The sequence below is a fragment of the Rhodococcus sp. K11/5 genome, assembly GCF_055193735.1.
Window position 1 is genome coordinate 158,736 of sequence record NZ_CM143721.1, and the last position, 24,789, is coordinate 183,524.

31 protein-coding genes and 3 tRNA genes are annotated in these 24,789 nt (G+C 69.5%); 26 read left to right on the forward strand and 8 right to left on the reverse strand.

Features of this window, described 5'->3' with window-relative positions; genetic code table 11:
• Positions 1-25 precede the first annotated feature (25 nt).
• Both wzm and ACY466_RS00685 read right to left on the reverse strand, forming a co-directional pair.
• Positions 26-886 carry a galactan export ABC transporter permease subunit Wzm/RfbD gene (gene wzm, locus ACY466_RS00680; protein WP_463248941.1) on the reverse strand — a complete coding sequence of 287 codons (861 nt, stop codon included), beginning with the start codon at positions 884-886 and terminating at the stop codon, positions 26-28.
• A gap of 48 nt (positions 887-934) precedes the next feature.
• Complete coding sequence (locus ACY466_RS00685) at positions 935-1,555, reverse strand: bacterial proteasome activator family protein (RefSeq protein ID WP_463248943.1); 621 nt, start codon at positions 1,553-1,555, stop codon at positions 935-937.
• A gap of 141 nt (positions 1,556-1,696) precedes the next feature.
• Here ACY466_RS00685 and ACY466_RS00690 point away from each other — a divergent pair, with 141 nt between their 5' ends.
• Positions 1,697-2,899: a cysteine desulfurase-like protein gene (locus ACY466_RS00690; protein ID WP_463252400.1), complete on the forward strand. Its 1,203-nt coding sequence runs from the start codon at positions 1,697-1,699 to the stop codon at positions 2,897-2,899.
• A 126-nt stretch (positions 2,900-3,025) separates the two neighbouring features.
• Here the strand turns inward: ACY466_RS00690 and ACY466_RS00695 are convergent, their stop codons facing one another.
• Positions 3,026-4,015 carry an NAD(P)H-quinone oxidoreductase gene (locus tag ACY466_RS00695; protein WP_463248945.1) on the reverse strand — a complete coding sequence of 330 codons (990 nt, stop codon included), beginning with the start codon at positions 4,013-4,015 and terminating at the stop codon, positions 3,026-3,028.
• A 57-nt stretch (positions 4,016-4,072) separates the two neighbouring features.
• On the opposite strand from ACY466_RS00695, the gene ACY466_RS00700 reads away from it, so the two are divergent.
• Entirely contained in the window at positions 4,073-5,605 is a 1,533-nt protein-coding gene (locus ACY466_RS00700; protein ID WP_463248947.1) for a protein adenylyltransferase SelO, read from the forward strand.
• A gap of 33 nt (positions 5,606-5,638) precedes the next feature.
• Here ACY466_RS00700 and ACY466_RS00705 read toward each other — a convergent pair whose 3' ends face one another.
• Both ACY466_RS00705 and ACY466_RS00710 read right to left on the reverse strand, forming a co-directional pair.
• Positions 5,639-6,466, reverse strand: coding sequence for an ABC transporter permease (locus ACY466_RS00705; RefSeq protein WP_463248949.1), 828 nt, complete (start codon positions 6,464-6,466; stop codon positions 5,639-5,641).
• A complete protein-coding gene (locus ACY466_RS00710; protein ID WP_463248952.1) occupies positions 6,463-7,413 on the reverse strand; it encodes an ATP-binding cassette domain-containing protein in 951 nt (316 codons plus the stop codon). The genes ACY466_RS00705 and ACY466_RS00710 overlap by 4 nt, the downstream gene beginning before the upstream one ends.
• A gap of 128 nt (positions 7,414-7,541) precedes the next feature.
• Between ACY466_RS00710 and ACY466_RS00715 the strand changes: the two genes are divergently transcribed.
• The 3 genes from ACY466_RS00715 (at position 7,542) to ACY466_RS00725 (ending at position 9,370) form a co-directional block, all read left to right on the forward strand.
• Positions 7,542-8,717, forward strand: a complete 1,176-nt coding sequence (locus ACY466_RS00715) for an alpha-hydroxy-acid oxidizing protein (protein ID WP_463248954.1) — start codon at positions 7,542-7,544, stop codon at positions 8,715-8,717.
• A gap of 64 nt (positions 8,718-8,781) precedes the next feature.
• A complete protein-coding gene (locus ACY466_RS00720) occupies positions 8,782-9,270 on the forward strand; it encodes a MarR family winged helix-turn-helix transcriptional regulator (protein ID WP_463248956.1) in 489 nt (162 codons plus the stop codon).
• 10 nt (positions 9,271-9,280) lie between these two features.
• Positions 9,281-9,370, forward strand: a tRNA-Ser gene (locus ACY466_RS00725).
• Between the two features lie 92 nt (positions 9,371-9,462).
• On the opposite strand, the gene ACY466_RS00730 is transcribed toward ACY466_RS00725, so the two are convergent.
• Positions 9,463-10,722: a PucR family transcriptional regulator gene (locus ACY466_RS00730; RefSeq protein ID WP_463248959.1), complete on the reverse strand. Its 1,260-nt coding sequence runs from the start codon at positions 10,720-10,722 to the stop codon at positions 9,463-9,465.
• Between the two features lie 514 nt (positions 10,723-11,236).
• On the opposite strand from ACY466_RS00730, the gene ACY466_RS00735 reads away from it, so the two are divergent.
• A complete protein-coding gene (locus tag ACY466_RS00735; RefSeq protein WP_463248961.1) occupies positions 11,237-12,262 on the forward strand; it encodes an alpha/beta hydrolase in 1,026 nt (341 codons plus the stop codon).
• Between the two features lie 6 nt (positions 12,263-12,268).
• On the opposite strand, the gene hisC is transcribed toward ACY466_RS00735, so the two are convergent.
• Positions 12,269-13,324, reverse strand: a complete 1,056-nt coding sequence (gene hisC / locus ACY466_RS00740) for a histidinol-phosphate transaminase (RefSeq protein WP_463248963.1) — start codon at positions 13,322-13,324, stop codon at positions 12,269-12,271.
• A gap of 92 nt (positions 13,325-13,416) precedes the next feature.
• On the opposite strand from hisC, the gene ACY466_RS00745 reads away from it, so the two are divergent.
• The 3 genes from ACY466_RS00745 (at position 13,417) to ACY466_RS00755 (ending at position 14,431) form a co-directional block, all read left to right on the forward strand.
• Positions 13,417-14,118 (forward strand): dienelactone hydrolase family protein, encoded by a 702-nt coding sequence (locus ACY466_RS00745; RefSeq protein ID WP_463248965.1) that lies wholly within the window; start codon positions 13,417-13,419, stop codon positions 14,116-14,118.
• A gap of 93 nt (positions 14,119-14,211) precedes the next feature.
• Positions 14,212-14,301: transfer RNA gene (locus ACY466_RS00750), tRNA-Ser, on the forward strand.
• Between the two features lie 57 nt (positions 14,302-14,358).
• Positions 14,359-14,431: transfer RNA gene (locus tag ACY466_RS00755), tRNA-Arg, on the forward strand.
• On the opposite strand, the gene ACY466_RS00760 is transcribed toward ACY466_RS00755, so the two are convergent.
• Positions 14,397-14,696: a helix-turn-helix domain-containing protein gene (locus ACY466_RS00760; RefSeq protein ID WP_463248967.1), complete on the reverse strand. Its 300-nt coding sequence runs from the start codon at positions 14,694-14,696 to the stop codon at positions 14,397-14,399. The two genes, ACY466_RS00755 and ACY466_RS00760, sit on opposite strands and share 35 nt — an antisense overlap.
• Before the next feature lie 92 nt (positions 14,697-14,788).
• Here ACY466_RS00760 and ACY466_RS00765 point away from each other — a divergent pair, with 92 nt between their 5' ends.
• The 17 genes from ACY466_RS00765 (at position 14,789) to ACY466_RS00845 (ending at position 24,743) form a co-directional block, all read left to right on the forward strand.
• Positions 14,789-14,986 (forward strand): helix-turn-helix domain-containing protein, encoded by a 198-nt coding sequence (locus ACY466_RS00765; RefSeq protein WP_463248969.1) that lies wholly within the window; start codon positions 14,789-14,791, stop codon positions 14,984-14,986.
• Positions 14,983-15,189: a hypothetical protein gene (locus ACY466_RS00770; protein WP_463248971.1), complete on the forward strand. Its 207-nt coding sequence runs from the start codon at positions 14,983-14,985 to the stop codon at positions 15,187-15,189. Before ACY466_RS00765 ends, ACY466_RS00770 begins: the two co-directional genes overlap by 4 nt.
• Positions 15,190-15,298: 109 nt before the next feature.
• A complete protein-coding gene (locus ACY466_RS00775) occupies positions 15,299-15,547 on the forward strand; it encodes a hypothetical protein (RefSeq protein ID WP_463248973.1) in 249 nt (82 codons plus the stop codon).
• 405 nt (positions 15,548-15,952) lie between these two features.
• The gene (locus ACY466_RS00780; RefSeq protein ID WP_463248975.1) at positions 15,953-16,309 is read left to right on the forward strand and encodes a hypothetical protein; all 357 of its coding nucleotides are present in this window, start codon (positions 15,953-15,955) and stop codon (positions 16,307-16,309) included.
• A complete protein-coding gene (locus ACY466_RS00785; RefSeq protein ID WP_463248977.1) occupies positions 16,306-16,638 on the forward strand; it encodes a WhiB family transcriptional regulator in 333 nt (110 codons plus the stop codon). Before ACY466_RS00780 ends, ACY466_RS00785 begins: the two co-directional genes overlap by 4 nt.
• Positions 16,635-16,928, forward strand: coding sequence for an HNH endonuclease (locus ACY466_RS00790; protein WP_463248979.1), 294 nt, complete (start codon positions 16,635-16,637; stop codon positions 16,926-16,928). The genes ACY466_RS00785 and ACY466_RS00790 overlap by 4 nt, the downstream gene beginning before the upstream one ends.
• A gap of 193 nt (positions 16,929-17,121) precedes the next feature.
• Entirely contained in the window at positions 17,122-17,532 is a 411-nt protein-coding gene (locus ACY466_RS00795; RefSeq protein ID WP_463248981.1) for a hypothetical protein, read from the forward strand.
• On the forward strand, positions 17,507-18,892 hold the full coding sequence (locus tag ACY466_RS00800) for a hypothetical protein (RefSeq protein ID WP_463248983.1): 1,386 nt from the start codon (positions 17,507-17,509) through the stop codon (positions 18,890-18,892). The genes ACY466_RS00795 and ACY466_RS00800 overlap by 26 nt, the downstream gene beginning before the upstream one ends.
• 252 nt (positions 18,893-19,144) lie before the next feature.
• On the forward strand, positions 19,145-20,233 hold the full coding sequence (locus ACY466_RS00805) for a phage portal protein (RefSeq protein ID WP_463248985.1): 1,089 nt from the start codon (positions 19,145-19,147) through the stop codon (positions 20,231-20,233).
• Entirely contained in the window at positions 20,230-21,042 is an 813-nt protein-coding gene (locus tag ACY466_RS00810; protein ID WP_463248987.1) for a M15 family metallopeptidase, read from the forward strand. The genes ACY466_RS00805 and ACY466_RS00810 overlap by 4 nt, the downstream gene beginning before the upstream one ends.
• Positions 21,039-21,167, forward strand: a complete 129-nt coding sequence (locus tag ACY466_RS00815) for a hypothetical protein (protein ID WP_463248989.1) — start codon at positions 21,039-21,041, stop codon at positions 21,165-21,167. Before ACY466_RS00810 ends, ACY466_RS00815 begins: the two co-directional genes overlap by 4 nt.
• 11 nt (positions 21,168-21,178) lie before the next feature.
• Positions 21,179-21,652: a hypothetical protein gene (locus tag ACY466_RS00820; RefSeq protein WP_463248992.1), complete on the forward strand. Its 474-nt coding sequence runs from the start codon at positions 21,179-21,181 to the stop codon at positions 21,650-21,652.
• Positions 21,653-21,654: 2 nt separating this feature from the next.
• Positions 21,655-23,202: a phage major capsid protein gene (locus ACY466_RS00825; protein WP_463248994.1), complete on the forward strand. Its 1,548-nt coding sequence runs from the start codon at positions 21,655-21,657 to the stop codon at positions 23,200-23,202.
• Between the two features lie 4 nt (positions 23,203-23,206).
• A complete protein-coding gene (locus ACY466_RS00830) occupies positions 23,207-23,560 on the forward strand; it encodes a hypothetical protein (protein ID WP_463248998.1) in 354 nt (117 codons plus the stop codon).
• Positions 23,557-23,877 carry a hypothetical protein gene (locus tag ACY466_RS00835; protein WP_463249001.1) on the forward strand — a complete coding sequence of 107 codons (321 nt, stop codon included), beginning with the start codon at positions 23,557-23,559 and terminating at the stop codon, positions 23,875-23,877. Before ACY466_RS00830 ends, ACY466_RS00835 begins: the two co-directional genes overlap by 4 nt.
• Positions 23,878-23,890: 13 nt before the next feature.
• Positions 23,891-24,358 (forward strand): hypothetical protein, encoded by a 468-nt coding sequence (locus ACY466_RS00840; protein ID WP_463249004.1) that lies wholly within the window; start codon positions 23,891-23,893, stop codon positions 24,356-24,358.
• Position 24,359: 1 nt separating this feature from the next.
• Positions 24,360-24,743, forward strand: coding sequence for an HK97 gp10 family phage protein (locus ACY466_RS00845; protein WP_463249007.1), 384 nt, complete (start codon positions 24,360-24,362; stop codon positions 24,741-24,743).
• The last annotated feature ends 46 nt before the right edge of the window (positions 24,744-24,789 follow it).

The window sequence follows — 24,789 nt, forward strand, 5'->3', positions numbered from 1 at the left end:
CTCACAGTCATGGTGGTTGTCTCCGTCAGACCCAGTAGGGCACGCGGGCCCGGAATTTGCGCATGGCGAGCATCGTGAGGATCAGCCCGACGGCCGTGCAACCCAGGACGACGTACCAGTGGTACGCCTGCTGGTCCTCGCCGATCAGGGGCGCTCGCAGGATGTCCAGGTAATGGAACAGCGGGTTGATCTCGACCAACCGGGCGCGCGAGGCGGCCTCGCCGCCCATCGTCTGCAGGTTGGCGGTGGTCCACACGATCGGTGTCATGAAGAACAGCAACGTCACCAGGCTCCCGAGGATCGGGGCCAGGTCGCGGTACCGCGTGGCGATGATGCCGAACAACATCGCGACCCACGCCATGTTGATCACGATGAGCACGAACGCCGGGATCGCCGTGACGATGGTCCAGTGCAGCTCGGGTCGGAAGACCGCCAGCATGATCAGGTAGATCAGCAGGTTGTGGCCCAAGAGCAGGACCAGGCGCCACACCAGACGGTAGATGTGCACGCTCAGCGCCGACGGCAACTGCTTGATCAGTCCCTCGTTGGCCACGAACACGTCCGCGCCCTCGAGGATCGAGGCGCTGATGAGATTCCAGATGATCAGCCCGACGGTGACGTGCGGCAGGAAGTCGCGCAGTTCGATGTCGAGCAGCACCGAATACAGCAGGCCCATGGCTACGGCCTGCACGCCCGTGGCGATGGTGATCCAGAACGGTCCGATGACCGAGCGGCGGTAGCGCTGCTTGATGTCCTGCCACCCGAGCGACAACCACAGCTCGCGCTGAGCGAAACCCTGGCGCAGATCGCCCACGGCCCGGCCGAACGTCTGGGAGTCGGACGGGGGCGGGGCGTCGGTGCTGGATTCTGTTCCTCGGACTGCCACGACGGTCGACCCTACCGTCCGGTCACCGCTGCACCCGGAGCACCGGCATCAGAGGTACTGGCCCGTTCCGGGGGAGGCACCGCCACCGCCGCCGCCACCGGCGATGCTCACGCCGGGCGGCAGCGCACCCTGGCGCATTTGCTCGAGCTGCGCGCGCGCCGCCATCTGCTGGGCGAACAGTGCGGTCTGGATGCCGTGGAAGAGGCCCTCGAGCCAGCCGACGAGCTGCGCCTGAGCGATGCGCAGCTCGGCGTCCGAGGGTACGGAGTCCTCACCGAACGGCAGCGCCAACCGGGACAACTCGTCCCGCAACTCGGGTGCCAGGCCCTGCTCGAGTTCGCGAATGGACGAGCTGTGGATCTCCTTGAGCCGGGTGCGGCTCGCGTCGTCCAGCGGAGCGGCCCGCACCTCTTCGAGGAGTTGCTTGATCATCGTGCCGATGCGCATCACCTTGGCGGGCTGCTCGACCATGTCGGCCAGAGACTCCTCGCCGTCGTCACCCGCCCCGGTCACGTTGGCCCGCGCCGCGGCCGCGGCGGCTTCGGACGGGCTCAGCGAGATCGGATTGCCGTCGGGTCCGACGACCGTGACGTGGTCGGAGCCGTCGCCCCGCTCGTCGGTGGACTGCTGGTCGGACGCCTGCTCGCGCGAAGACTGCGGAAAAGTCATGTCCCCATAGTGGCCTACCGGACCGACACCGGTCGATCCCGACATTTCGCCAGGGCGCGGACCCATGCACGTCCGGCGATGTCCCCCCACCCTCACCACGTGAGCCTCGCGTCTCGCGCCGAGACGCTTAGAGTGATCACCATGAGTTACGACGTCGCCCGAGTCCGAGGGCTGTTCCCCTCGCTCGGCGACGGATGGATCCACCTGGACCCCCAGCTCGGCATGCAGACCCCGGATCGGGTGTCCACCGCGGTGTCCACCGCCTTCCGCGGGTCCGCGACGTCGCGCGTCGGACGCCACCCCTTCGCCCAGCGCAGTGCCGAGATCACGGACCAGGCTCGCCAGGCCGTCGCCGACCTCGTCGGAGGTACCCCGGAGGGTGTGGTCCTCGGACCGAACCACGGGGCTCTGCTCGCTCTTCTGGCCGAATCGATGAGCACTCGTCTGGGACTGGGAACGGGCATCGTCCTGTCGCGGCTGGACGACGAGGCGAATGTCGCTCCCTGGTTGCGCATCGCGAACCGCTACGGCGCGCAGGTGCAGTGGGCCGAGGTCGACATCGAGACCTGCGAGCTCCCCAGCTGGCAGTTCGCGGACCTCATCGCCCCCAACACTCGCGTCGTGAGCGTCACCGCGGCGTCGTCGATCGTCGGATCCGCACCCGGCGTCAAGGTCGCCGCCGATCTGGTGCACGAGGTGGGTGGACTGATCGTGGTCGACGCCGTCGGAGCGGCTCCGTACGCGGTGCTCGACCTCGAAGAGCTCGGCGCCGACGTCATCGCCGTCGACTCGTCGGCGTGGGGCGGTCCGCGCTCGGGCGCCCTGGTCTTCCGCGATCCGGAGCTGCTCGACCGGCTGCCGTCGATGTCGCTCGATCCCAACGCGCGCGGCCCCGAACGCCTCGAGGTCGGTGGGCTCCAGTACGCCGTCCTCGCCGGCATGACCGCGTCGATCGACCACCTGGCCCGACTCGACGAGCGTGCCGTCGGCACTCGCCGCCAACGCATCGAGATGTCGATCTCCTCGTTGCAGGACTACCAGGACCGGCTGTTCGACTACCTTCTCGCGCGCCTGCGGACCATGGCGCACGTCATGACCATCGGCCAGTCGTCGAGCCGCATCCCGTGTGTCAGCGTCAGCGTCGACGGGGTCGCGGCCGACAAGGTGGCGGCTCGTTTGGCGGACAGTCAGGTCGGCGTCGTGAGCGGGGTGCCGGGCGACAGCCGTCTGCTCGATTCCCTGGGCGTGGGCGATGCGGGTGGTGCGATCACGGTGGGGTTGGCGCCGTACACCACGAGGTACGAGATCGATCAGTTCGTCTACCTGCTGTCGACCTTCGCCTGAGCCCCCCGGCGCACTCACCCCTCCCGCGCACCCTCCAGCGCTCCGCGCACGCTGCACGGTGCGCAACTCGCTGGAGGGTGCGCGAGAACTGCGCGAGGACCCCGCGCGGACCCCCAGCGCCGGCCGCTACCGCACCCGCAGAATCACCTTTCCGACGGTCGCGTGATCGTCGAGCATCCGATGCGCCTCGGCGGCGTCCGCGACGGGGACCTCCGCGTGCACGACGGGGGAAACAGTGCCGTCCGCGATCAGCGGCCACACCCGCTCGGTGACGGCGCGCACGATGTCCGCCTTCCCGCCGCGTCCCGAGACCGGACGCCCCCGCAGCCCCGCACAGTGCACCGACCCGCGCACCGCCATCAACGCCGCGAAATCGAGCTCGCCGACCCGGCCGCCCTGCATGCCGATCGTCACCAGCCGGCCGTCGAGCGCCAGGGCGGAGATGTTGCGGCCGAGGTACTTCGCGCCCATGTTGTCGAGGATGACGTCGGCGCCGTGACCGTCGGTGGCAGTGCGCAGCTCCTCGACGAAATCCGTCGTCTTGTAGTCGATCAGGATGTCCGCACCGAACGACCGGCAGACCTCGAGCTTCTCCGCCGATCCCGCCGTGACGGCCACCCGGACGCCGAGGGCCTTCGCGACCTGGATGGCGTGGGTGCCGATCCCGCTCCCGCCGCCGTGGATCAACAGGGTGTCGCCGTCGGACAGGCCCGCGTACATCGACAGGTTCGACCACACCGTGCACGCGACCTCCGGCAACGACGCGGCGACGTGCAGATCCAGTCCGTCGGGAATCGGCATGACCTGCTCGGCCGGCACCACGACCTGCTCGGCGTAGCCACCCCCGGCGAGCAGCGCGCACACGCGGTCGCCCACGTTCCAGCGCGTGACGTCCGCGCCAACCTCGGCGATCACGCCGGAGCACTCGAGCCCGAGGATCTCCGATGCCCCCCGTGGCGGTGGGTAGTTGCCCTGGCGTTGCTGCAGGTCCGCCCGGTTGACGGCGGCGGCGGTGATCGAGATGAGGACGTCACCGGGGCCGGGCTCGGGGTCGGGGACCTCGGTCCACCGCATCACGTCGGGGTCGCCGTATTCGGTCAGGGTGATTGCGTACACGCTCCCGATGCTAGGCCGGACGCAATTTTTCGGCCCACCCGACGGTTACTGTCGGATATGACCGCCGTACCGGAATCCGCCGCTCGCCCCACCGTCGACGCCGCGTGGGGGCTCGACGATTCCTTGGCCCGTGAGCTGCCCGACCTCTCGGTTCCGTGGCAGGGCGCGCCCGCACCGGACGCGCGCCTGGCCGTCGTCAACGACGCGTTGGCGGGCGAGCTGAGCCTGGACTCCGACATGCTGCGCGGGGACGACGGCGTCGCGGTGCTCGCCGGGTCGGCCGCACCGGCAGACGCCTCACCGGTTGCCATGGCCTATTCCGGTCACCAGTTCGGCGGATACGTCCCGCTGCTCGGCGACGGCCGCGCCCTGCTTCTCGGCGAGCTGACCACCGCGGCCGGCGATCGGGTCGATCTGCACCTGAAGGGTTCGGGCCGAACACCTTTCGCGCGCGGCGGCGACGGCAAGGCGGCGCTGGGGCCCATGCTGCGCGAGTACCTCGTCAGCGAGGCGATGCACGCGCTGGGCATCCCCTCCACGCGTGCTCTCGCCGTGACGGTCACCGGTGAGCTGATCGAGCGGGAGACGGTGGAGCCCGGAGCGGTCCTCGCTCGAGTCTCGTCGAGCCACCTGAGGGTCGGCACGTTCGAATTCGCCGCGCGCCGTGAGGGTATGACCGCCCCGCTCGTCGACTACGCGATCGCTCGCCACTACCCGGACCTGCTGGACCGGCCCACCGAGGGTCCGGACAACCGGTACTTGGCGTTCCTGGGCGCCGTCGTCGAGGCCCAGGCCGCACTGGTCGCGCGATGGATGCTCGTCGGCTTCGTGCACGGAGTGATGAACACCGACAACACGACGATCTCCGGGGAAACCATCGACTACGGGCCGTGCGCCTTCCTCGACGCCTACGACCCCGCGACGGTCTTCAGCTCCATCGACCGCCAGGGTCGATACGCGTACGGCAACCAGCCCGCGGCGCTGGGATGGAATCTCGCGCGTTTCGCCGAAACGCTGCTCCCACTGATCGATTCGGTTCCCGACGATTCCGTGACCGCGGCCACCGCGGTGCTGGGGACGTTCGGCGAGCGATACGACGCGCACTACCGGACCGGGCTCGCGGCCAAGCTGGGGCTGAACCCCGACGCGCTCGACGCGGCGCTGACCGACGATCTCCTGGTCCTGCTCCGTGACCACGGGGCCGATTGGACCGGGACGTTCCGGGCCCTCGCCGACGAGCTTCGCGGCGATCCCACCGCCCTCGATTCCCTGGTGCCGCGCGAACATTCGGCCGGTTGGCTCGGTCGCTGGCGCGACGCCCTGGCCGCGCCGAACCCCGAGAGCCCGAACCCCGAAAGCACGAACACCGAGATCGCCGACGCCATGGACCGCGTCAACCCCGTCTACATCCCCCGCAACCACCGGGTCGACGCCGCGCTGCGGGCGGCGACGGCGGGCGACCTCGCGCCGTTCCGCGAACTGCTGACCGTGGTGACGCACCCGTTCGAGCGTCGGGACGACCGGTCCGAGTTCGCCGAGCCGGCCCCGGCCGCGTTCTGCGACGGGTTCCAGACCTTCTGCGGCACCTGAGACACCCCACCGGGTTCACCGAACCGCAGGCCGTCAGGCCTTGCGCATGTACGTCCGCACGGTGAGCGGCGCGACGATCGCGACGATGAGGACGGCGCCGATCAGCGACCACACCACGTGGATCCCGGCGTTGCCCTCGTTCATGAGTTCGCGTACCGCCGAGACCAATTGGGACACCGGGTTGACGCCGACGAAGGCCTGCAGCCACCCCGGCATGGTCTCCGGCGGGACGAAGGCGTTGGACAGGAACGTGAGCGGGAACAGGATCAGCATCGACATGCCCTGCACCGACGACGCCTTGTTCATCAGGACGCCCATGAGCGCGAAGATCCAGCTGATGGCCCACGCGGAGAAGATGACGAGCGCGGCGGCGAGCAGCACGCCGACGGCTCCACCGCCCGGCCGGAACCCCATGGCGTATCCGGTGCACACCGTGATGACGGTCGCGATCCCGTAGCGGACGACGTCGGCGAGCAACGCACCCGCGAGCGGTGAGATGCGCGCGATGGGAAGCGATTTGAAGCGGTCGAAGACGCCCTTGTCCATATCCTCGCGCAACTGGGTGCCCGTCACGATCGACGTGGTGATCACCGTCTGCACCAGGATGCCGGGGATGATGACCGGCAGGTAGCTCTGCACGTCACCGGAGATCGCGCCGCCGAAGATGTAGGTGAACATGAGGGTGAACACCACCGGCACGAACACCACGTCGAACAATTGTTCCGGGTTGTGCTTGATCTTGAGCAATCCCCGGTGGGCCATCGTGAGCGAGTGCCCGACCGACTGGCCGAGCGAGATGCGTCGGACGACGACGAGATCGTCGTCGATCGTCGGACCGGGATCGTTCAGGGTGGTGGTCATGCGGCGTCGTCCTCGGTGTCGGTGTTTCCGGTGATGGTGAGGAATACCTCGTCCAGGCTCGGCTTGGTCACGGTGATCTCGGTGACGTCGATGCCGTTCTCCCGCAGCCGGATCAGAATGTCGGCGGTGGCGGAGGCGTCGGCCATGGGGGCGCTCAGCCGGCCGCCCGCCTTCACCGCGACCTCGACGCCCAGAACGCCGACGACGATGCTTCTGGCCTCCTCGGACCGCGTGGGGTCCTCGAGGTGCAGGTGCAGCGAGGATTCTCCGATGGACGCCTTGAGGTCGTCGGCGGTGCCGTCGGCGATCACCCGTCCGTGGTCGATGACGGCGATGCGATCGCACAGTTGATCGGCCTCGTCGAGGTACTGCGTCGTGAGCATCACGGTGGTGCCCTCGGAGACCAGACGCCGGATGGTGTCCCACATCTGCGCGCGGGTGCGGGGGTCGAGTCCGGTGGTGGGCTCGTCGAGGAACAGCAGCGGCGGGGAGGAGATGAGGCTCGCGGCGAGGTCGAGCCGGCGCCGCATGCCGCCGGAGAAGTTCTTCAGGGGCCGGTCGGAGGCGTCGAGAAGGTCGAACTCCTCGAGCAGTTCGCGGGCCTTCGTCTTGCTCTCGCCCCGGCCGAGACCGAGCAGGCGCGAGAAGATCACCAGGTTCTCGGTGGCGGTCAGATCCTCGTCCACCGATGCGTATTGACCCGTGACGCCGACCAGCGATCGAACGGCCGTCGGCTCCTTCAGAACGTCGTGACCGAAGACGCGCGCGCTGCCGCCGTCCGGTCGCAGCAGGGTGGCGAGCATGCGGACCGTCGTGGTCTTGCCGGCTCCGTTGGGGCCGAGCACGCCGTACACCGTGCCGCGGGGCACCGTGAGGCTGACGCCGTCCACGGCGCGGTGTTTTCCGAACGTCTTGACCAGGCCCTCGGCTTCGATCGCGGGATGCATGCGACAAGCATGAACCACCGCGCCCCGGTCGTCACCGCGAGCGCGGCGAGATCACACGAGAAATCGGCGTGATCACCTGCGCTCGATGCTCGTCCGCGGGGGCGCCTCAGGCAGTAACGTGCGCCGATGTGAGCAACTTCGGGAACTTTCAGAACGAGATCTATCTGTCCGGACTCGGCGGCACCGTCCCGTCTCTTCCCATGACCGCCGCCGGGCTCGACGATCTCGCCCGCGAATCCCTTTCCGCCGTCGCCTACGCGTACGTGGCCGGAAGCGCCTCCACGGAGCGCACCGCGCGCGCCAACGTCGACGCGTTCGCGTCCCATCGCATCGTTCCGCGGATGTGGACCGGGGCGAGCGCACCCGACGCCCGCGACCTGTCGGTCACCGTCCTCGGCACCCCGTTGTCGAGCCCGGTGCTCACGGCGCCGATCGGGGCGCTCGGGATCGTGCACTCCGGTGCCGAGGCGTTGGTGGCGGCCGCCGCGGCCGAGGTGGGCGCGGGCTTCGTGCTGTCGACGGCGTCGTCGATGTGCATCGAGGACGTCGCGGCCGAGGCCGGGGACGACTGGTGGTTTCAGCTGTACTGGCCCGCCGACGACGAGGTGGCCGAATCGTTCGTCCGTCGGGCCGACGCCGCAGGCGCGAAGGCGATCGTCGTCACGGCCGACACCCCCGGAATGGGCTGGCGTCCGCGGGATCTCACCCTCGGCCACCTCCCGTTCCTGGGCTCGGAAGGCATCGCGAACTACCTGACGGATCCGGTGTTCCGGTCCCGGCTGAGCGCGCCACCGGAGGAGAGCGCGGAGGCGATGCAGATCGCGGTGCTCACCTGGATCGGCATGTTCGGCAATCACACCGTGCGGCTCGCGGACATCGCGAAGGTGCGGGGGTGGACGGATCTTCCCATCGCCGTGAAGGGCGTTCTGCATCCCGACGACGCCCGCGGCGTGGTCGACGCCGGCGCCGACGGCGTCATCGTGTCCAATCACGGTGGGCGGCAGGTGGACAACGCGATCGCCGCGCTCGACGCCCTGCCCGGTGTCGCCGAGGCCGTCGGCGATCGGGCCGCGGTCCTGCTCGATTCCGGGATCCGGTCGGGAGCCGACGTCGTCGTGGCGCTCGCTCTCGGGGCCGATGCCGTGCTGTACGGACGGCCCTGGGTCTACGGACTCGGGCTCGGCGGCCGTGACGGCGTCGTGCACTCGCTGCGCTCGCTGCTCGCGGACCTCGACATCACGATGGGGTTGGCCGGCCTGTCATCGGTCACCGAGGTCGACGCGTCCATTCTGCAGAAACTCTAGAATTGTTCGTGCCGTGTCCCGAACGGCGGCGCAGGTGCCCGGCGTACCCCACGATGCGTGGGTGATGACAGACCCCGACGAACACGGCGACGCCTCCCCACGGTGGCTGGACGCCGGGGAGATGCGTGCGTGGCGGTCGTTGATCGAGGGTCACCACCGCCTGGTGGACGTCCTGAACCGTCGGATGCAGAACGCGCACGGTCTGACCATCGCGGAGTACCGCATTCTGGTGTTGCTCGCCGAGTCCCCCGAGGGGTCGCTGCGGATGAGTTCGCTCGCCGACGGAGTGCTCTCCTCGCGCAGCAAGCTCACCCACCAGATCGGGCGGATGCAGCAGCAGGGGATGGTGGAGCGGCAGACCTGCGCGGACGACGGGCGCGGGGTCCGAGCGGTGATCACCGCCGAGGGCCGGTCCCGGCTGGCGGAGGCCGCGCCCACCCACGTCGTCGGGGTGCGTCGCCATCTGATCGACCTGCTCGACGAACGGGAACTGTCCACCCTCGGCGACATCTTCGAGAAGGTCGATCGTCGCCTGGACTCCGGCGACCTCTAGTATCGCCTGCGGAAGCGTGGCAGAGCGGCCCAATGCACTCGCCTTGAAAGCGAGAGACGTGTGAAAGCGTCCGGGGGTTCGAATCCCTCCGCTTCCGCCACGATCACGGCCACGCAACGACCGAGCCCGAAGCCACATGATCTGCGGCTTCGGGCTCGGTCGTGTGTGCGGCTGCGGTCGTGGCGGAAGCGGTCAGCGCGGCTTCGGCGTCGTCGCCAGCCCCCGCGCCACGATGGCGGCCTGCAGGTACCGCAGCCCGGACGGCACGCTGGGGTCGATACCGGTCAGCTGCCCGATGCGCTTGAGGCGGTAGTCCACGGTGTTGGCGTGGACGAAGAGGTGGCGCGCGGTGCGCTGCCGGTTGAGCTCGTGACCGATGTAGGACTTGAGGGTCTCGAGCAGCTCGGGTGCGTCGTCGAGCGGTGCCAGCGCGGCGAGCAGCTGGTCGCGGCCGCGTCCGGGCCGGGTGAGCTGGTACTCGAGCACCAGGTCCTCGGTGCGGTACATCCCGGCGGGTCGGCCCAATTGCCGTGTGAGCGAGAGCAGCTCGTAGACGTGCTCGGCGGCGCACGGGACGTCCTCGCGAACGGCGAGGGTGACCGTGGCGGTGATGGGGATCTCGCCGGCGCGGGAGAGGCGCTCGATCAACGAGTCCATCCACTCGCGTTCGCGGGGCGCGGGCATGAGTACGGTGCCGCCCTCGGTGGTGAGCAGGGCCAGGGGCGCCTTCCCGGTCAGGGTGGCGAGTTCGGCCTGGATGCGGCGCAGCTTCCGACGGGCGGAGACGGTGCGGTCGACCACCGGGCTGGTCTCGTCCGGGTGCTGTGGGAAGTGCATCGCGACGACGTAGTAGTCGTCGGCCAGGTCGATACCGGACTGCTGCGCGATGGACATCGCGTTCTGGCCGCCGCTGAGCAGCGCGGTGACGAGCGTGTGGGTGGCGGTGTGGTGCTCGGAGGCAACGGAGCGGTACTCCTCGACGTACGCCATGGAGACCTCGGTGGTGACGGCCTCGAGCAGGGTCACCAGGACGAGCGAGTTCTCGGTGACGTTGGTGAGGTCCTCGGGCTTGGCCTGGCGGCTGACGAGAGTGAGGCCGAAGCGGAAACCGTCGTGGTACGCCCGGAGGATCGATCGCAGCGGCACTCCCTCGCGGGCCCACCGGGCGGCCGCGTCGTGCACGTTGGTGAGGTCCTTCTCCGACGGCGTCGTTCCCGATTCGAGCATGCGAACGGCGAGTCCCAGGCACTTGACGGTCACCTCGGTGACGTCGCCGTGCAGCAGTTCGCCGGGCAGCGTGCCGCACGGTGTGTTGGCGGCGAAGTGATCCACCAGGTGTCGGGCGACCCCCCGCAGGTCGTTCATGGCCAACGAGTTGGTCTTGGTTCCGGCGAGGAAGCCGGCCTCGACGTGACCCGGAAGCGGGTTGGGTGCTGCCTTCGAAGTGGTCATGGTGTCCCCCCGTGACTGTGTGGTTACTGCAGTCTGTGCTGATCTCGTGTGTACCGTAACAATCCGGAACGAACTTGGAGATTGTTTCGGAAATGAAACGAGGAGTACCGGTATCGCAGTGAGCAGTTCGCCGGATATCGCTCACCTTTTCGGACTCGGCGTCTGACCAGCACAAACGATGCAGTTCGAAGCCATCGAGACGTCGCTTCACCCCGCATTCCTCGGGTAATTCACCGATTTACCGTGCGTGCGCACAACCTCGACCGATGAATTTCATGATCGGTCATACGAGACGGGCGACGGGTTCGGTCCGAAGAATGAGGTTTCGGGTACGCATCGCGGGCCGATCCTGTATCCGCCGGTCGGTTTTCGCCGCGTTTGTGACCCCTGCCAAGAGCTTCGCGAGGTACTTGGAGGGTGGAGGCGACGACGCTACCGGTGAGTTACCTTGGTGCGCGGTACCGGCCCGAGCGACACATCGGCGCGGTCCGATACCACCAGGAGAGGACGGAGAGTGAGACAGAGAACCCGAGTGATCGTCGGATGCGCACTGGCGCTGACGATGGCCACCGCCACCCCGGCAGCCCATGCGGATCCACGGCCGGTCGAACCGGTCACCTCGGTCTCCGACGCGGTTCCCGGCGCCCGGGTGACGGCCGTGTCGATGCTGACCGAGCAGCGCGCGCAGATGTTCGTGTTCTCGCCCTCGATGGGTCGTGACATCCAGGTGCAGGTGCTCCTGCCCGCCGATCGGTCGGTTCGGCGGCCGTCGCTGTACATGCTCGACGGCGTGAGCGCCGGCGAGGAATCGGACTACACCGAGAGCACCTGGACGCAGAAGACCGATGCGGAGCAGTTCTTCGCGGACAAGAACGTGAACGTCGTCCTGCCGGTGGGAGGCCGCGGCAGCTACTACGCCGACTGGAACCTTCCGGATCCCGTCCTGGGTGTGAACAAGTGGGAGACGTTCCTCACGAGTGAACTACCTCCGTTGGTCGACGCCCAGTTCGGCACCAACGGGATCAACACTCTGATGGGTCTGTCGATGGGCGCGCAGGGCGCGATGAACCTGATGACCAAGCACCCGGACCTCTACTCCGGCGTCGCCGGCTTCAGCGGGTGCTACGACAACCGCACCGACGCGACGAAGAACGCCGTCCGCGCGACGGTCGCGTCCGAGGGTGGCGACGCCACCAACATGTGGGGCACCAACGCCGACGTCGGCTGGGCCGAGAACGATCCGAGTCTGCGACTGGAGGCCCTGCGCGGCAAGACGGTCTACGTCTCGTCCGGCAACGGGTTCCCGGGTCCCTACGAGTTCGGTGGCGCACCGGGATCCGAGGTCCTCGAGGCGTTCACCTCGGGAGCCCCGCTCGAGATGGCCGCCAACATCTGCACCCACGGGTTCTCGGATTCCCTTCGTGCTGCGGGCATTCCGGCGACCGTGGTGTTCAAGCCGTTCGGCACCCACCAGTGGAAGTACTGGGAGGACGAGCTCCACGCGTCGTGGCCGGTGGTCTCGCGGGCCCTCGGGCTCTGACGACCGTCAGGCGAAGTCGGCGGCGGCCGTCGCGGCGAAGGCGAGGAACGCGTCGTTCTCGTGCACGTCGCCCACGGTGATGCGTACGCCGTCGGTTCCGTACGCGCGCACCAGGATTCCCGCTTCCCTCGACGCCGCCGCGAAGTCCCCGGACCGGTCGCCGAGGGGAATCCAGACGAAGTTCGCGGACGAGTCGGGAATCCGGTAGCCGGCGTCGCGCAACTCCTTCTGCATCCGACTGCGCTCCGCCGTCACCCCGACGGTGCGCGCGAGAAGTTCGTCCGACGCGGCCAGGGATGCGATGGCAGCGGCCTGCGCGACGGTACTGACGGAGAACGCCGTGTGCACCTTCTTCATCGCGGTGACCACCGACGGTGCGCCCACGCCGTAGCCGACGCGCAGTCCCGCGAGACCGTACGCCTTGGAGAAGGTGCGCAGCACGAACACGTTGGGGCGGGTGCGGCCGATCTCGACGCCGTCGATGGCGCCGTCGTTGTACTCGAAGTACGCCTCGTCGAGCACCACGAGGACGTGCTCCGGGACGGCGTCGAGGAAGCGGTCCAGATCGGCTCGCTCGACGACGGTGCCGGTGGGGTTGTTCGGATTGCACACGAACATCAGACGGGTGCGGTCGGTGACCGCGGCGGCCATGGCGTCGAGATCGTGGATGTCGTCGGCCGTGAGCGGCACCTGCACCGCACGGGCTCCCGCGACGAGGGTGACGATGGGGTAGGCCTCGAAGGACCGCCATCCGAACACCACCTCGTCGCCCGCGGCGCACGTGGCCTGGACCAGCTCCTGGCACAGGGCCACGGAGCCGCCGCCGATCACGATCTGCTGAGTGGGGACGTCCAGGAATCGCGACAGCGCCTCGACCAGGGCGGTCGACTGATTGTCCGGGTACCGGTTCACGGTGGTCGCGGCGTCGACGATGGCGGTGTGCACGCTCGGCAGCGGCCCCACGGTGGTCTCGTTGCTGGCCAACTTGATGGCCCCGGGGGAGGAGCTTCCGGGGACGTATCCGGGAATGGCGTCGAGGTCTTCACGGGTGCGTGCGGTCACGGTTTCCGATTATGCGCCGCGGTCGGACACAGTCGTGTTGCGGCCTGGCCACAGCCCTCGCCAGGAGACCTCGACCGCACTACCGTGGGGACATGACAGGTCCGATCGAAGACCAAGCCCCGCTGGGTACCGACGTGGACGACAGCTCCGACTCCGTCCCGCTGACCGTCTTCGCCCCGGAGGCGGGCGTCCGAGGCGGCATCGTGGTCCTGCACGAGGCCAGAACCTTCCCCGACGCTCTGCTCGCGTTCATGAAGGCCCTCGCCGCCGACGGGTGGTTGGTCGCGGCCCCGCACCTGTTCCACCGCGCGTCGAACGAGAACGGCGTCTTCGGCGCGGCTCTGTTCGAGGACTTCGACGCGACCACCCGGTGGCTCGTCGCCAACGGCGCGTACGAGGACTGCATCGGGGTCGTCGGATTCGACGAGGCCGGCACCGCCGCCGCTCTCGTCGCGACGAATCGCGCCATCGGTGCGGCCGTCAGCGTCGCGGCGCCCGGTATCGCCGAGGCGCTCACGGAGGACGCGACGTCTCTGCTCGACGCTGCCCCGCACATGAAGGCACCGTGGCTCGGTCTGTACGGCCGGGACGACGCCCGTACCCCCGTCCAGGAGGTCGAGCGGCTGCAGGAGGCCACCGCGACCGCGTCGGTGGCCACGCTCGTCGTGAGCTACGCCGGGGTCGAGCATCGCGCCGACGAAGACCGGACGATCCTCACCGACGACGCCGGCGAGGACCCCGTGGTCGACGCGGAGCGGCGTATCTTCGACTGGTTCGACAGCCACCTCCGATAGCACCCGATCAGGCGTTTTGCGTCTGTCGACGGGTCTGTGTAACCTTGCTCCTCGGCGGTTCGAAAGGACCGGTGCCCTTCGGAAGAAGGCTCAGGAGGCGTGCCAGAGCGGCCGAATGGGAGTCACTGCTAATGACTTGACCCTTCACCGGGTCCGGAGGTTCAAATCCTCTCGCCTCCGCCACACCGGCTTCGGTCGGTAGCTTCACAAGTTGCAGTTGTTCCACAAGTGAAAATGCATGCGCCCGTAGCTCAACGGATAGAGCACTTGACTACGGATCAAGAGGTTAGGGGTTCGAATCCCTTCGGGCGCACATCGGAAGCCCCGTCACCATCAGGTGACGGGGCTTCCCCCGTCTCTAGCCACTGCCGAGGGACGCCCGTGGCGACCGCCCAGGCGATGGCGATGACGCGCCGAGGCCCGGTGCGCTCCGACTCCACGTTGCCGATTGTGTTCCTCGACACACCGAGGGCGTCCGCTAGTTCCTGAACGCTGTAGCCCGCCGTCTCACGAGCCTTACGGAACCGATCGCCCCGAGAAAACTGGGGGATACGTCCGACCTCAGAACTCATGCTCATGCTGGACAGAATAGGTCCAACTGTGCAACCGCGCAAGATGGCCGAGGACGCGCCGATTGTGCATCGAACAACATCGGTGTAAGAGTTGTGCCATGCACAAGTTCGATGCGATCGGCATCCAGGACGCCATCGCGATCCTGAAAGCCCCCAAGCGGACCGTCATCTATTGGGTCACCTCCGGCGTGCTCCCCGCCCAGAAACTCTCCGGCAAGACCGGCGCCTACGTGTTCGACCGCGCCGACGTGGAGAAGTTCGCGGCCGACCACTCTCGCCGCGAGGTCACCGCGTGAGCGCGCCGACCGATCCGAACGCCGGCACGATCGCCGACGCCGAGGCCATCGACTGGCTCGGCAAACACCCCCGACACGTCTGGTACGTCCTCGGCCACCTCCGCGCCCAGTACCCCGGCGTCGTCGCTCACGCGGTCGAAGCGGCGCAAGAGTCGTCGTCCCGCCGAGCGCACCCGGCCGGCCGGCATCGGCGGCCCGAGTGATCCGCCGCGCCGCCGTCCTGGTGGCCCGCGTCCTGGCCGCCCTGGTGCTGCTGGTCGCCGTGATGTTCTTCGCGGCGCTGTGGCTCATGCCGCTCGCTGGGGCGCTGTGATGGGCGACGTGATCCGTGGCCCGTGGCCCGCCCCCGGCGTCCGCTGGCGCCGAGGCCGGCCGCCGGCTCCCGAGACCGTGCGCCAGCACTGCTCCGAGTGCCGGCGCCCGTTCCATCCCGGCGCCTGGGTTCCCGCCGACCTGCTGTGCGGCGACTGTAGAGACGCCGCCGCCGAGGCCGCCGCCGAGGCCGCCGCCGACGCCGCCGCCGACGCCTACGAATTCGGCCTGTTCGACCCCGATCCGTAACCCTCACAACGCATTCGAAGCCGTGCGCCCTGGTCACAGGGTGAGGCGCCTAGCCCGCGCCGTCGTCGCCCGTCAGAGGGGCAGTTGCACCCTTCCCCGATTGTGTGGTCGTACCTGGTAAAGGCGGACTCGGGCAGGACACGGCACCGCGCCGCCGTGAACGGCCACACAAGTACCCCAGTCCCGGCGCACCGAGTAATCCCCGGTGCGCGTGCATTCATCGACCGACCAATCGACCGACCGACCGACGTGATTCCACGCCGCCGGAGTGCTCCCGTGCCATTGCGGTACGGGGTACGCCCTCCCTCCCGCACTTCCCTTCCCTCCCTCCGTGATTGCCGAACCCCAGACCCACCGAGACGCACGAACAGCGCCCAACCCACCACCCGAGAACAGGACACGACGATGAGCGAGAGCAAAGCCCCCCGATGGTCCCGCCCGAAAAGTACGGACCGAGTTCCGAACACCGCCCCGGAAAGTACGGACCGAGTTCCGAACACCGGCCCGCCGATCGCCCAGGCCGCCGAGGCGATCGCCCGCGCCATCTGGCAACAGGAGACCATCGACGCGATCACTCGGCGCCTGGTCCACATCGCCGACGACCTGGCCGTCACGCACGCCGCGCTGGTGCCGACCGTGAACATCGACCGCGACGCGCTCGCTCCCGTCTACGACAACCTCAGTGACGCCCGCACCGCGATCGAGACGGCCCTCCACGGCCTCGACCAGTGGGCCGGTGCCGACCGAGCGGCCGACCAGTGAGCGCGCCGGCCGAGCCGATCGCCGGCGACACGCTCCCGCGCCCCGGCTGGCGCAACTCGGCCGCGTGCCGAGGCACCGACCCCGAGGCGTGGGACGCCAGTATCGACAACGACACCGGCACCCGAGGCAAGAACAGGCGCCGAGCCGAACCGTGGCAGGTGTTCATGTGCGCCGGCTGTCCCGTCGAAATCGACTGTCTCGCCGAGGCTTACGTCCTCGGCGATCGTGAGGTGATACGCGGACGGCTGGTGCTCAGTGCTCGCCCTCGGCGCAACCGCGACGTGCTCGCCGACGCGCTCGGCCGGCTCGGCGTGGACGTGGCCCCGTGAACCGATGGGCCGGCCGCGCATCCCAGGCGCTCACCGCGCTCACCCTGGCGACCTACGGCCGGCGGTGCCATCTATGCGGACGGCTCGGCGCGACCACCGCCGACCATGTGGTGCCCAGGGTGGCCGGCGGCGCCGACACGCTCGACAACCTCCGGCCGGCCCACCTGTCATGCAACAGCGCCCGAGGCGCCCTCCCCCTGGCCGAGTGGTACCGGCGGCACCCGCTCCCCACCGAGCGGGCGCCGGCCTCGCTCGACTGGTCACGGCCGCCCGATCGTCATGCGCTGTAGGGTATGACCATGCGGCCCCGCAACGCTGTGACCTGCGGTTATGCTGTGCGACGCTGTGACCTGCGGCGATGCACCAATAACGCTCTGACCTGCGGTTTTAGAGCGACCGACCCCCCCAGGAAGCCCCGCGTCTGCCAAGTTTTCCCCCAGGTCACGGGCACCGGGGGGTCGGTACACACGAGAGGACACGACCATGCCACGACCTGACCCGAGGGCACCCGGCGACGGACAGACGGACCTGTTCGGCGCGGCCCCCGTGCTCGCTCCCCGCGCCGGCCGGCACGCCCAGGCGGTCGACCGAGCGATGAACGCCGCCGCCGAGTCGGCGCTCATCCGGCCCGAGGACGAAGCCCTGGTGACGCTGGTCCGCTCGGCGGCCTGGTCGCTCGATGAGTTCGAATCCCAGAACAAGCCCTACGGCCCGAGCAAGTTGCTCCCGGCCGTGACCGAGGCGCTGCGAGAACTGCGGCTCACGCCGGATTCCCGAGCGACCGAGACGGACAACTCACTGAAGGATCTGCTCAATGACCTCGGAGCATCGGACGACGACACCACCGGCCATGCCGCCACCGAGGTACATGACGCCACGGGACCACGGCCGTAAGACCTACGGGCCGGCCATCGGCAAGATCGCCCGCGCCCTCGGCCGGCCGTCGATGCCCTGGCAAGCGGCGACGGCCGCCGTGGCGAACGAGGTCGACCCCGCCACCGGCCGGCTGTTCTACTCGCTGGTCGTCGTCACCGTCCCGCGCCAGGCCGGCAAGACCGTCTCGATGCTCGCCACCGGCGTTCATCGCTCGCTGCTCGTGCCGGCGTCCCGCGTCTGGTACACCGCCCAGACCGGCCTCGACGCCCGTGAGAACTTTCTCGAGATGGCCGAGCCGGCCGAGCGGTCGGCGCTCGCCCCGCTGTTCTCGCTCAAGCGTGGCTCGGCCAACACCGCAATGGAGTTCGTCAACGGCTCCCGGTTCAAGGCCCACCCGCCGACGCCCGGTTCGCTCCACGGCAAACAGGGCGACCTCAACCTGGTCGATGAATCGTGGGAGTACACCCGGCCCCAGGGTGACGCGCTCATGGCCGGCATCACCCCCGCCCAGTCGACGCGCAACCGAGCGCCGTTCGCCGGCGCCCAGACCGTCGTCCTGTCCACCCGAGGCACCGCCGATTCCGAATGGCTCGACGGCATGATCGAGAAGGCACGCGAGGAACCCAACGCTTGCCTGATCGACTTCGGGGTTCCCGACGATCTGGACCCGACCGACTTCGAGACCATCGCCCGCTACCACCCGGCGTTCGGTCACACGATGAACATGGAGACACTGCACCGCGCCCGTGCCCAGATGAGCGAGGCCGAGTTCATTCGCGGCTACGCCAACCGACCCACGGGCAGCAAGGAACCGCTGCTCTCCGAAGCGACGCTCGACGCCGTGACCGTCACCGACACGATCCCCGAGGGTGCCCCGTTCGCCATCGGCGCGGCCACGTCCTTCGATCGGTCGTGGTCGGCCGTCGTCGTCGTCGCCGAGGTGGCCGGCCACTACCTCGCCGAGGTGGTCGACAGCGGCCCCGGCGTGACGTGGGCGGCCGATCTCATCGACCGCATGGTCGACGCCCGCCGGCCGGTCGGCGTGGGCGTGAACCCAGACGGCCCGAGTGGCCGCCTGGCCGACGCGCTCGGCGTCGACCACCGAGCGCCCACCGGCCGCGAATGGGCGACCGCGACCGACGACCTGCTGGCGCGGCTGGCGCCCAAGCGAGGCGAAGGTGAGCCGACGCTGTTCCTCCGGCACGACGAGGGTATGCGCCGAGCCTGGCGCGGCGCCGTCATGCGTCACGTCGCCGAGGCCGGCCGCGTCCTGTCCCGCAAACACTCGGTCGGCAGCATCGCCGAGATCGAAGCACTGCTCGCCGCGCTGTGGGTGGTCACCCACGCCGAGGCCGACGTCGAAACCATGTTCGTGTGACACCCCCGAAAGGAACACCCCCGGTGCCCAATACTCAAGCGCCAGTAGCGATCACGATAGATCACGGCGCCATCCGCGTGGCGCTGTGCGCCCGGTGCGACTGGCGCCTGGCGTCGACCTCGCTGGCCGAGGTGTGGACGGCGGCCGGCCGCCATCTGCGCGCTCATCACGACGATCTGGCCGGCGGGCGCAAGGCACTGCGCGCCGCGATCGAAGCCGATCGGCGTGAACACCTGTCCTACCGTTCTCCGCGTGGGACTACTGACGACGATCCAACAGGCCGCCGCGCTCGGCCGAACCGTCGACCGCGTGGCGCCCGAGTCCGTGTGGGCAAGCCCGAACCATCTGGCGACGATCGAGGCGCCTGACTACTGGCCGCGCCAGGACATAGGCCGAGCCGAGGCCATGCGCGTGCCGGCCGTGGCCCGCGCCCGCAACCTCATCGTGGCGAACCTGGCGCGGTGCCCGCTGCTGGCGCTCGACGCGGCCGGCCGGCTCGACGGCGCTCGCCGGCCGGCGTGGCTCGACCGCACTGACGGCCCGATCGCCCCGTTCCATCGGATGCTGTGGACGGCCGACGACCTGTTCTTCCACGGCTACTCGGCGTGGGCGGTCGAACGCGACCAGGCCGGCGCCATCGTCGCCGCCGACCGAATCCCCTACGACCAGTGGACGATCGGCTCGAACGGCCGCGTTCTCTACCAGGACACCGAGGTCGATGACTCGACCGTGCTGGTGATCGCCGGCATATCCGAGGGTCTGCTCTCCCACGGCGGGCCGGCCGTCGCCCACGCCCGCGACCTCGCCCGCACCGCCGGCACCGCCGCCCGAACGCCGGCGACCAACGTCCTGCTCAAACAGACCTCGGGCGAACCGCTCACCCGCGAGAAGGCCCAGGCCATCGTCAACGATTACGTCGCCGCGCGCGGCCGAGCCGGCCACGGCGTCTCATTCGCCTCGGCCAACATCGACGTGATCGAGGCCGGCAAGCGTGATCCGGCCATGTTCATCGACGGCCGCAACGTGGCCGCCGTCGACATTGCCCGCGCCACCGGCGTGCCGGCCGCGCTGCTCGACGCCACCACCCCCGGCGGCTCGATGACCTACCAGAACACCCAGGCCCGCCTAGAGGAACTGGTCGACTTCGGACTCGCCCCGCACATGGCCGCCATCGCTGCCCGCCTCGGCATGGACGACGTGGTGCCGGCCGGCGTCCGGATCGAGTTCGACACGACGCCACTGGTGAACGTGGCCGGCGGCACCACCGGCGGCGACAACGTGGGCGCCCCCGACAACGGCGGCCCCGTGCCGGCGCCGGCGCCGCTGGCGGCTGTGCGATGAGGTACCCGACCCGGCCCGGTGTCCCGTCCGAGAACGGCTGGCCGATGATGACCAGCGCCGGCACCGTGGCGCTCGAAGTGGTGCCGGCCGCCAAGCGAGTCGGCATCCGCGCCGGCGACGTGGCGACCGTGCTGAACGCGTGGATCATCTACTACGACAGGCACATCGAGCCGATCCGGTCCCAGGTCTGGGGACACTCGAACGACAACGACGTAGCCAACTCGAACCACATGAGCGGGACCGCGATCGACATTCACGCCCCGTGGTATCCGATGTTCGCCCGCAAGATGCCCGCCGCCATCGTGGCGAAGGTCGAACGTGGCCTCGCCCTGTTCGGCGGTGTCATCTACTGGGGCGGCTGGTGGACCGGCTCGGTGGACCAGATGCATTACCAGATCGGCGTCTTGCCTGGCGATCCCCGCCTGGCCGCGCTCGCCGAGCGACTGAACAACGGCCACCTCGGTATCTATGGGCCGGCCCCCGCGCCGGCGCCCACCCCCGCACCCGCACCTACTCCCGCGAAGGACGCACCGATGAGCGCCGCCGAGGTCAATGAGATCAAGCAGTACATCGCCGACTATCTCACCGGGTACGTCGGCCCCGGCCTGTCCGACCTGAAAGATGTTCGGGGACAACTCACCGGGTCGCGTGACCTGGTGGTCCGTGACGGCGCGGTCGACCTGCCGGCGTCCTTCCCCGGCTGGGACATGCTCGCCGGCCTGACCGTGGTCGAAGCCCTGGCGCTCATCGGCTGGTCCCAGTCGATCCCAGGGTTCATCAACCCGATCACCGGGGACGTGCGGAAGTGAGCGCGCTCGGCGACTCGGCCGCCCTGGCCGCCCTGATCCTCGGCGTGGTCAACACCGCCATGCTGGTCGACACCCGCGCCGCCGTCACCCGGCTCGCCGCCCGCTACCTGGTCGACGGCCGGTGAACATGCCGTCGATGAACGACCGCGACGGCCTGGCGTCCCGCGACCGGACTATCGCCCTGCTCGGCGCGCTCGCCCTGGTGCTGCTCATCGTCGTCGGACTCGGCTACGCCGCGCTCGACGGCCGCGACCTCGCATCGTTCGCGCCGACGCTGCTCGGGTTCGCCACGCCGACGATCGTCGCGCTGCTCGCCGGCGCCGGCGTCCGCGCCAACATCGGCCGGATCGAGCAGAAGGTGAACGGCAACTACGACGACCTCAGTAAGCGCAACGAGGAACTGGCCGCCAAGTTCACGTCGGCGACCGGCACCATGCCCGCGATCGAAGGGGACCACTACGCCGCGCCGGCCGGCCCGCCGGCGCCGGCCTACCAGACGCCATCACCCGGCCCGCCCCCGCTGGCGTACTCGGCCGCACCACCCCCACCCCCGCCCCCGTGGGTGGACCCGTACCCGCCGGCATCGCCCGGCCGTCACCGACTGGGATGACAATGGAGATAAGCGAAGTCGACCAGCGCCGGCGCACGATCACCGGCGTCATCCTCCCCTACGACCAGGCCGGCGCGACCACGGCCGGCCGGCTCACGTTCACCCGTGGATCGCTCCGCATCCCGAACGATCTGGCCCGCGTCAAGTTGCTCCGCGACCACTCCACGCATGGCGGTGGCCCGGTCGGCGTCCTGTCCCGCTGGTGGGTCGACGCGATCGACGGCAACGGCGTGGGCGTGTACGCCACGTTCACCGTGCCGGCCACGCCCGATGGGGACCAGGCGCTCATCGAAGCCCAGTCCGTCCGCGACTGTTTCTCGATCGAGGCCGTGCCGATCACCCGCAACGGCCCGTTCATCACCGACTCAGTGCTACGCAAGGTGGCACTGGTACCGATCCCCGCCTACGAAAGGGCAAGAGTAACAATGGTTTACGCCGAGAACGCCGAGCATACTCTCATCCTCGCCGAGGAGACCACAGCCGCCGGCGCTCCCGCGCCCGAGCCGGCACCCGCCGCGCCGGCCGCCGAGCCGGCCCCCGCCCCCGCACCGGCTCCGGCTCCCGCGCCGGCCGCCGAGGCATCGCCGGCACCGGCTCCCGCGCCGGCCACAGCCACGCCCCGGCCGGCCGTCGTGCCGACCGGCCTCGGCCCCGTCCGCACCGGCGCCGCCGGCGGCTCGGGTCTGACTCTCGCCCAGGCCATCTCGACCATCACCGACGCCCACCACGGCCGCACCGAGGTTCACGCGGAACTGTCCGACATTACGGTGGCCGGACAGACCGACGTGTCGGCGCCGGCGTGGCTCGGCGAACTGTGGTCCGGTGTGCCCTACTCCCGGCGCATCGTCCCGCTGCTCACCAACGCGCCGCTGACTCGGCGCAAGGCGGTCGGCTACCGCTGGGGCACCCGGCCGAAGGTCGGCAAGTACGCCGGCAACAAGACCGAGATTCCCACCGGCCCCGTCACCACCGAGCCGGTCGAAATCTCGGCCGTGCGGTGGGCTGGCGGTCACGACATCGACCGTGCGTTCTTCGACTTCAACGACACCGAGTTCCTGGCGGCCTACTGGTCGGCGATGAGCGAGAGTTACGCCGAGGAGACCGACCTCGACACCGCCGCGTGGCTCGATGACTCGGCGCTCGTCCTGCCGGCCACGTACCGGGATATGGTGCGCGCCATCTCGGCCGCCGCCCTGACGATCGACGCCGCCGTGCGGTCGCCCGCCACGTTCGCCATCGTCAACCCGCTCGACATGCTCACGCTGCTCGAGGTGTCGGTACTCGAAGCGCCGCACTACGGCAACCTGTCCCCGCTCGCCGATCCGTCGAAGTGGGTGACCAGCATGAGCGTGGAACAGGGGACGGCCATCGTCGGATCGAAGAACGCCGCGACGTTCTACGAGCTCGCCGGCTCCCCGCTGCGCGTGCGCGCCGAGCACATCGCAAAGGGTGGGCAGGACGCCGCCCTGTTCGGGTACACCGCCCGGATGCTCAACCGCCCCGAGGCGCTGCGCAAGGTTCAGTTCGCCGCACCGGCCGCCGGCGCCTGACGCCATGCCGACCGTGACCCGTGACTCGCTGATCGAGAGCGTGGCCGTCCACCTGGCGACCGACAAGGGCGATCCCCACATCGCCGGCGTGGTCGACGCGGTGGCCGGCCTCATGGCGCGGTGGCACGACCTGACCGTCACCACAGCCGAGGCCGACCCCGTGCCGGCCTCGGCGGTGTGGCCCGACGATCTGCACCGAGGCGCCGTGATGCTGGCGGCGAAGTTGCACCGCCGGCGCAACACCCCAGACGGCACGCTGGCGTCCGAGGAGTTCGGCCCGATATACGTCGCCCGGTCGGACCCTGACATTTCGATGCTGCTCCGGCTCGGCCGGTGGCAGGAGGGGTTCGTCGTATGACGCTCGACGCCCGTCTCGACGCGCTCGCCCAGACGCTCCGCGACCTCGGCATCGCCGCGTCGACCAACGTCGCCGACCTCACGCCGCCGGCCGTCCTGGTCGGCGTCGACTCGGTGGCGTTCGACACGCTCGCCGGCCCCCCGTCGATCACCGCGTCGATCGACGTACTCGCCCCCGACGCCACCCGAGGCGGCACCTACCGCGACCTCGGCGCCGTGTTCGAGGCGATGAACGCACTACCGATCGAAGCCCTGGCGTCGATCGTCAACAGCGCCGGCCAGGTCATCGGCTGGCGCGCCACCTACGTTCTCGATTAGGAGACCACCCACCATGACCGCACCCGCTCCCGCCAAACGCCCGATCCACTCGCTCGGCCCCGGCTCGCTCATCCTCGACGCCCCCAACGGCGGCAACGTCGCGCTGGACATTTCGTGCCAGATCGCCAACCTGGTAATCGCCGCGAAGGGCGACAGCGAGGATCCCACCCCCACGCTGTGCGGTGGGTCCGTCGCCGGCTCCCGCACCTACGCCTGGACGATGGCCGGATCACTGTTCCAGGACCTCGAAGCGAACGGCCTCATCGACTGGACGTGGACCAACGCCGGCGCCGAGGTCACGTTCACATTCGTCCCCGACAACACCGGCTCGGCGAAGGTGGCCGGCACTGTGATGGTCGACCCGATCGACCTCGGCGGCGACGTGAAGAAGCGCAACCAGTCCGAGTTCGAGTGGAACATCTCGGGCGACCCCCGGTTCACCGCCGAGCCGGCCACCGGCGGCACCACGCCGGCGGCCTGACGTGGCCGGCTCGATCGTCACCGTGGAGGGCGCCCGCCGGCTCCGGTCGACGCTTCGAGCGGCCGGCGTCCGCGCCTCCCAGATGACCGCCGTCAACCGTGCCGCCGCCGGCGTCGTGGTCGACGCCGGCCGCGTCTCGGCTCCCCGCGTCTCGGGCCGGCTCGCCGCGTCCGTGCGCACCGCCGGCTCCACGCCGAGCATGGCCGTCGTGTCGGCCGGCCGTAAGAGCGTCCCCTACGCCGGCCCGATCCACTGGGGATGGGCGGCCCGCAACATCACCGCGCAACCGTGGCTCTCCCTCACCGCGCAACGCACCGAGCCGGTGTGGATACGCGAATATCACGATCACATGGACTCGCTCGTGAACAGCGTTCGCGGCGCCTGACTACCTACCGAGAAGGACACCCGCACAATGGAATCCATCACCCAAA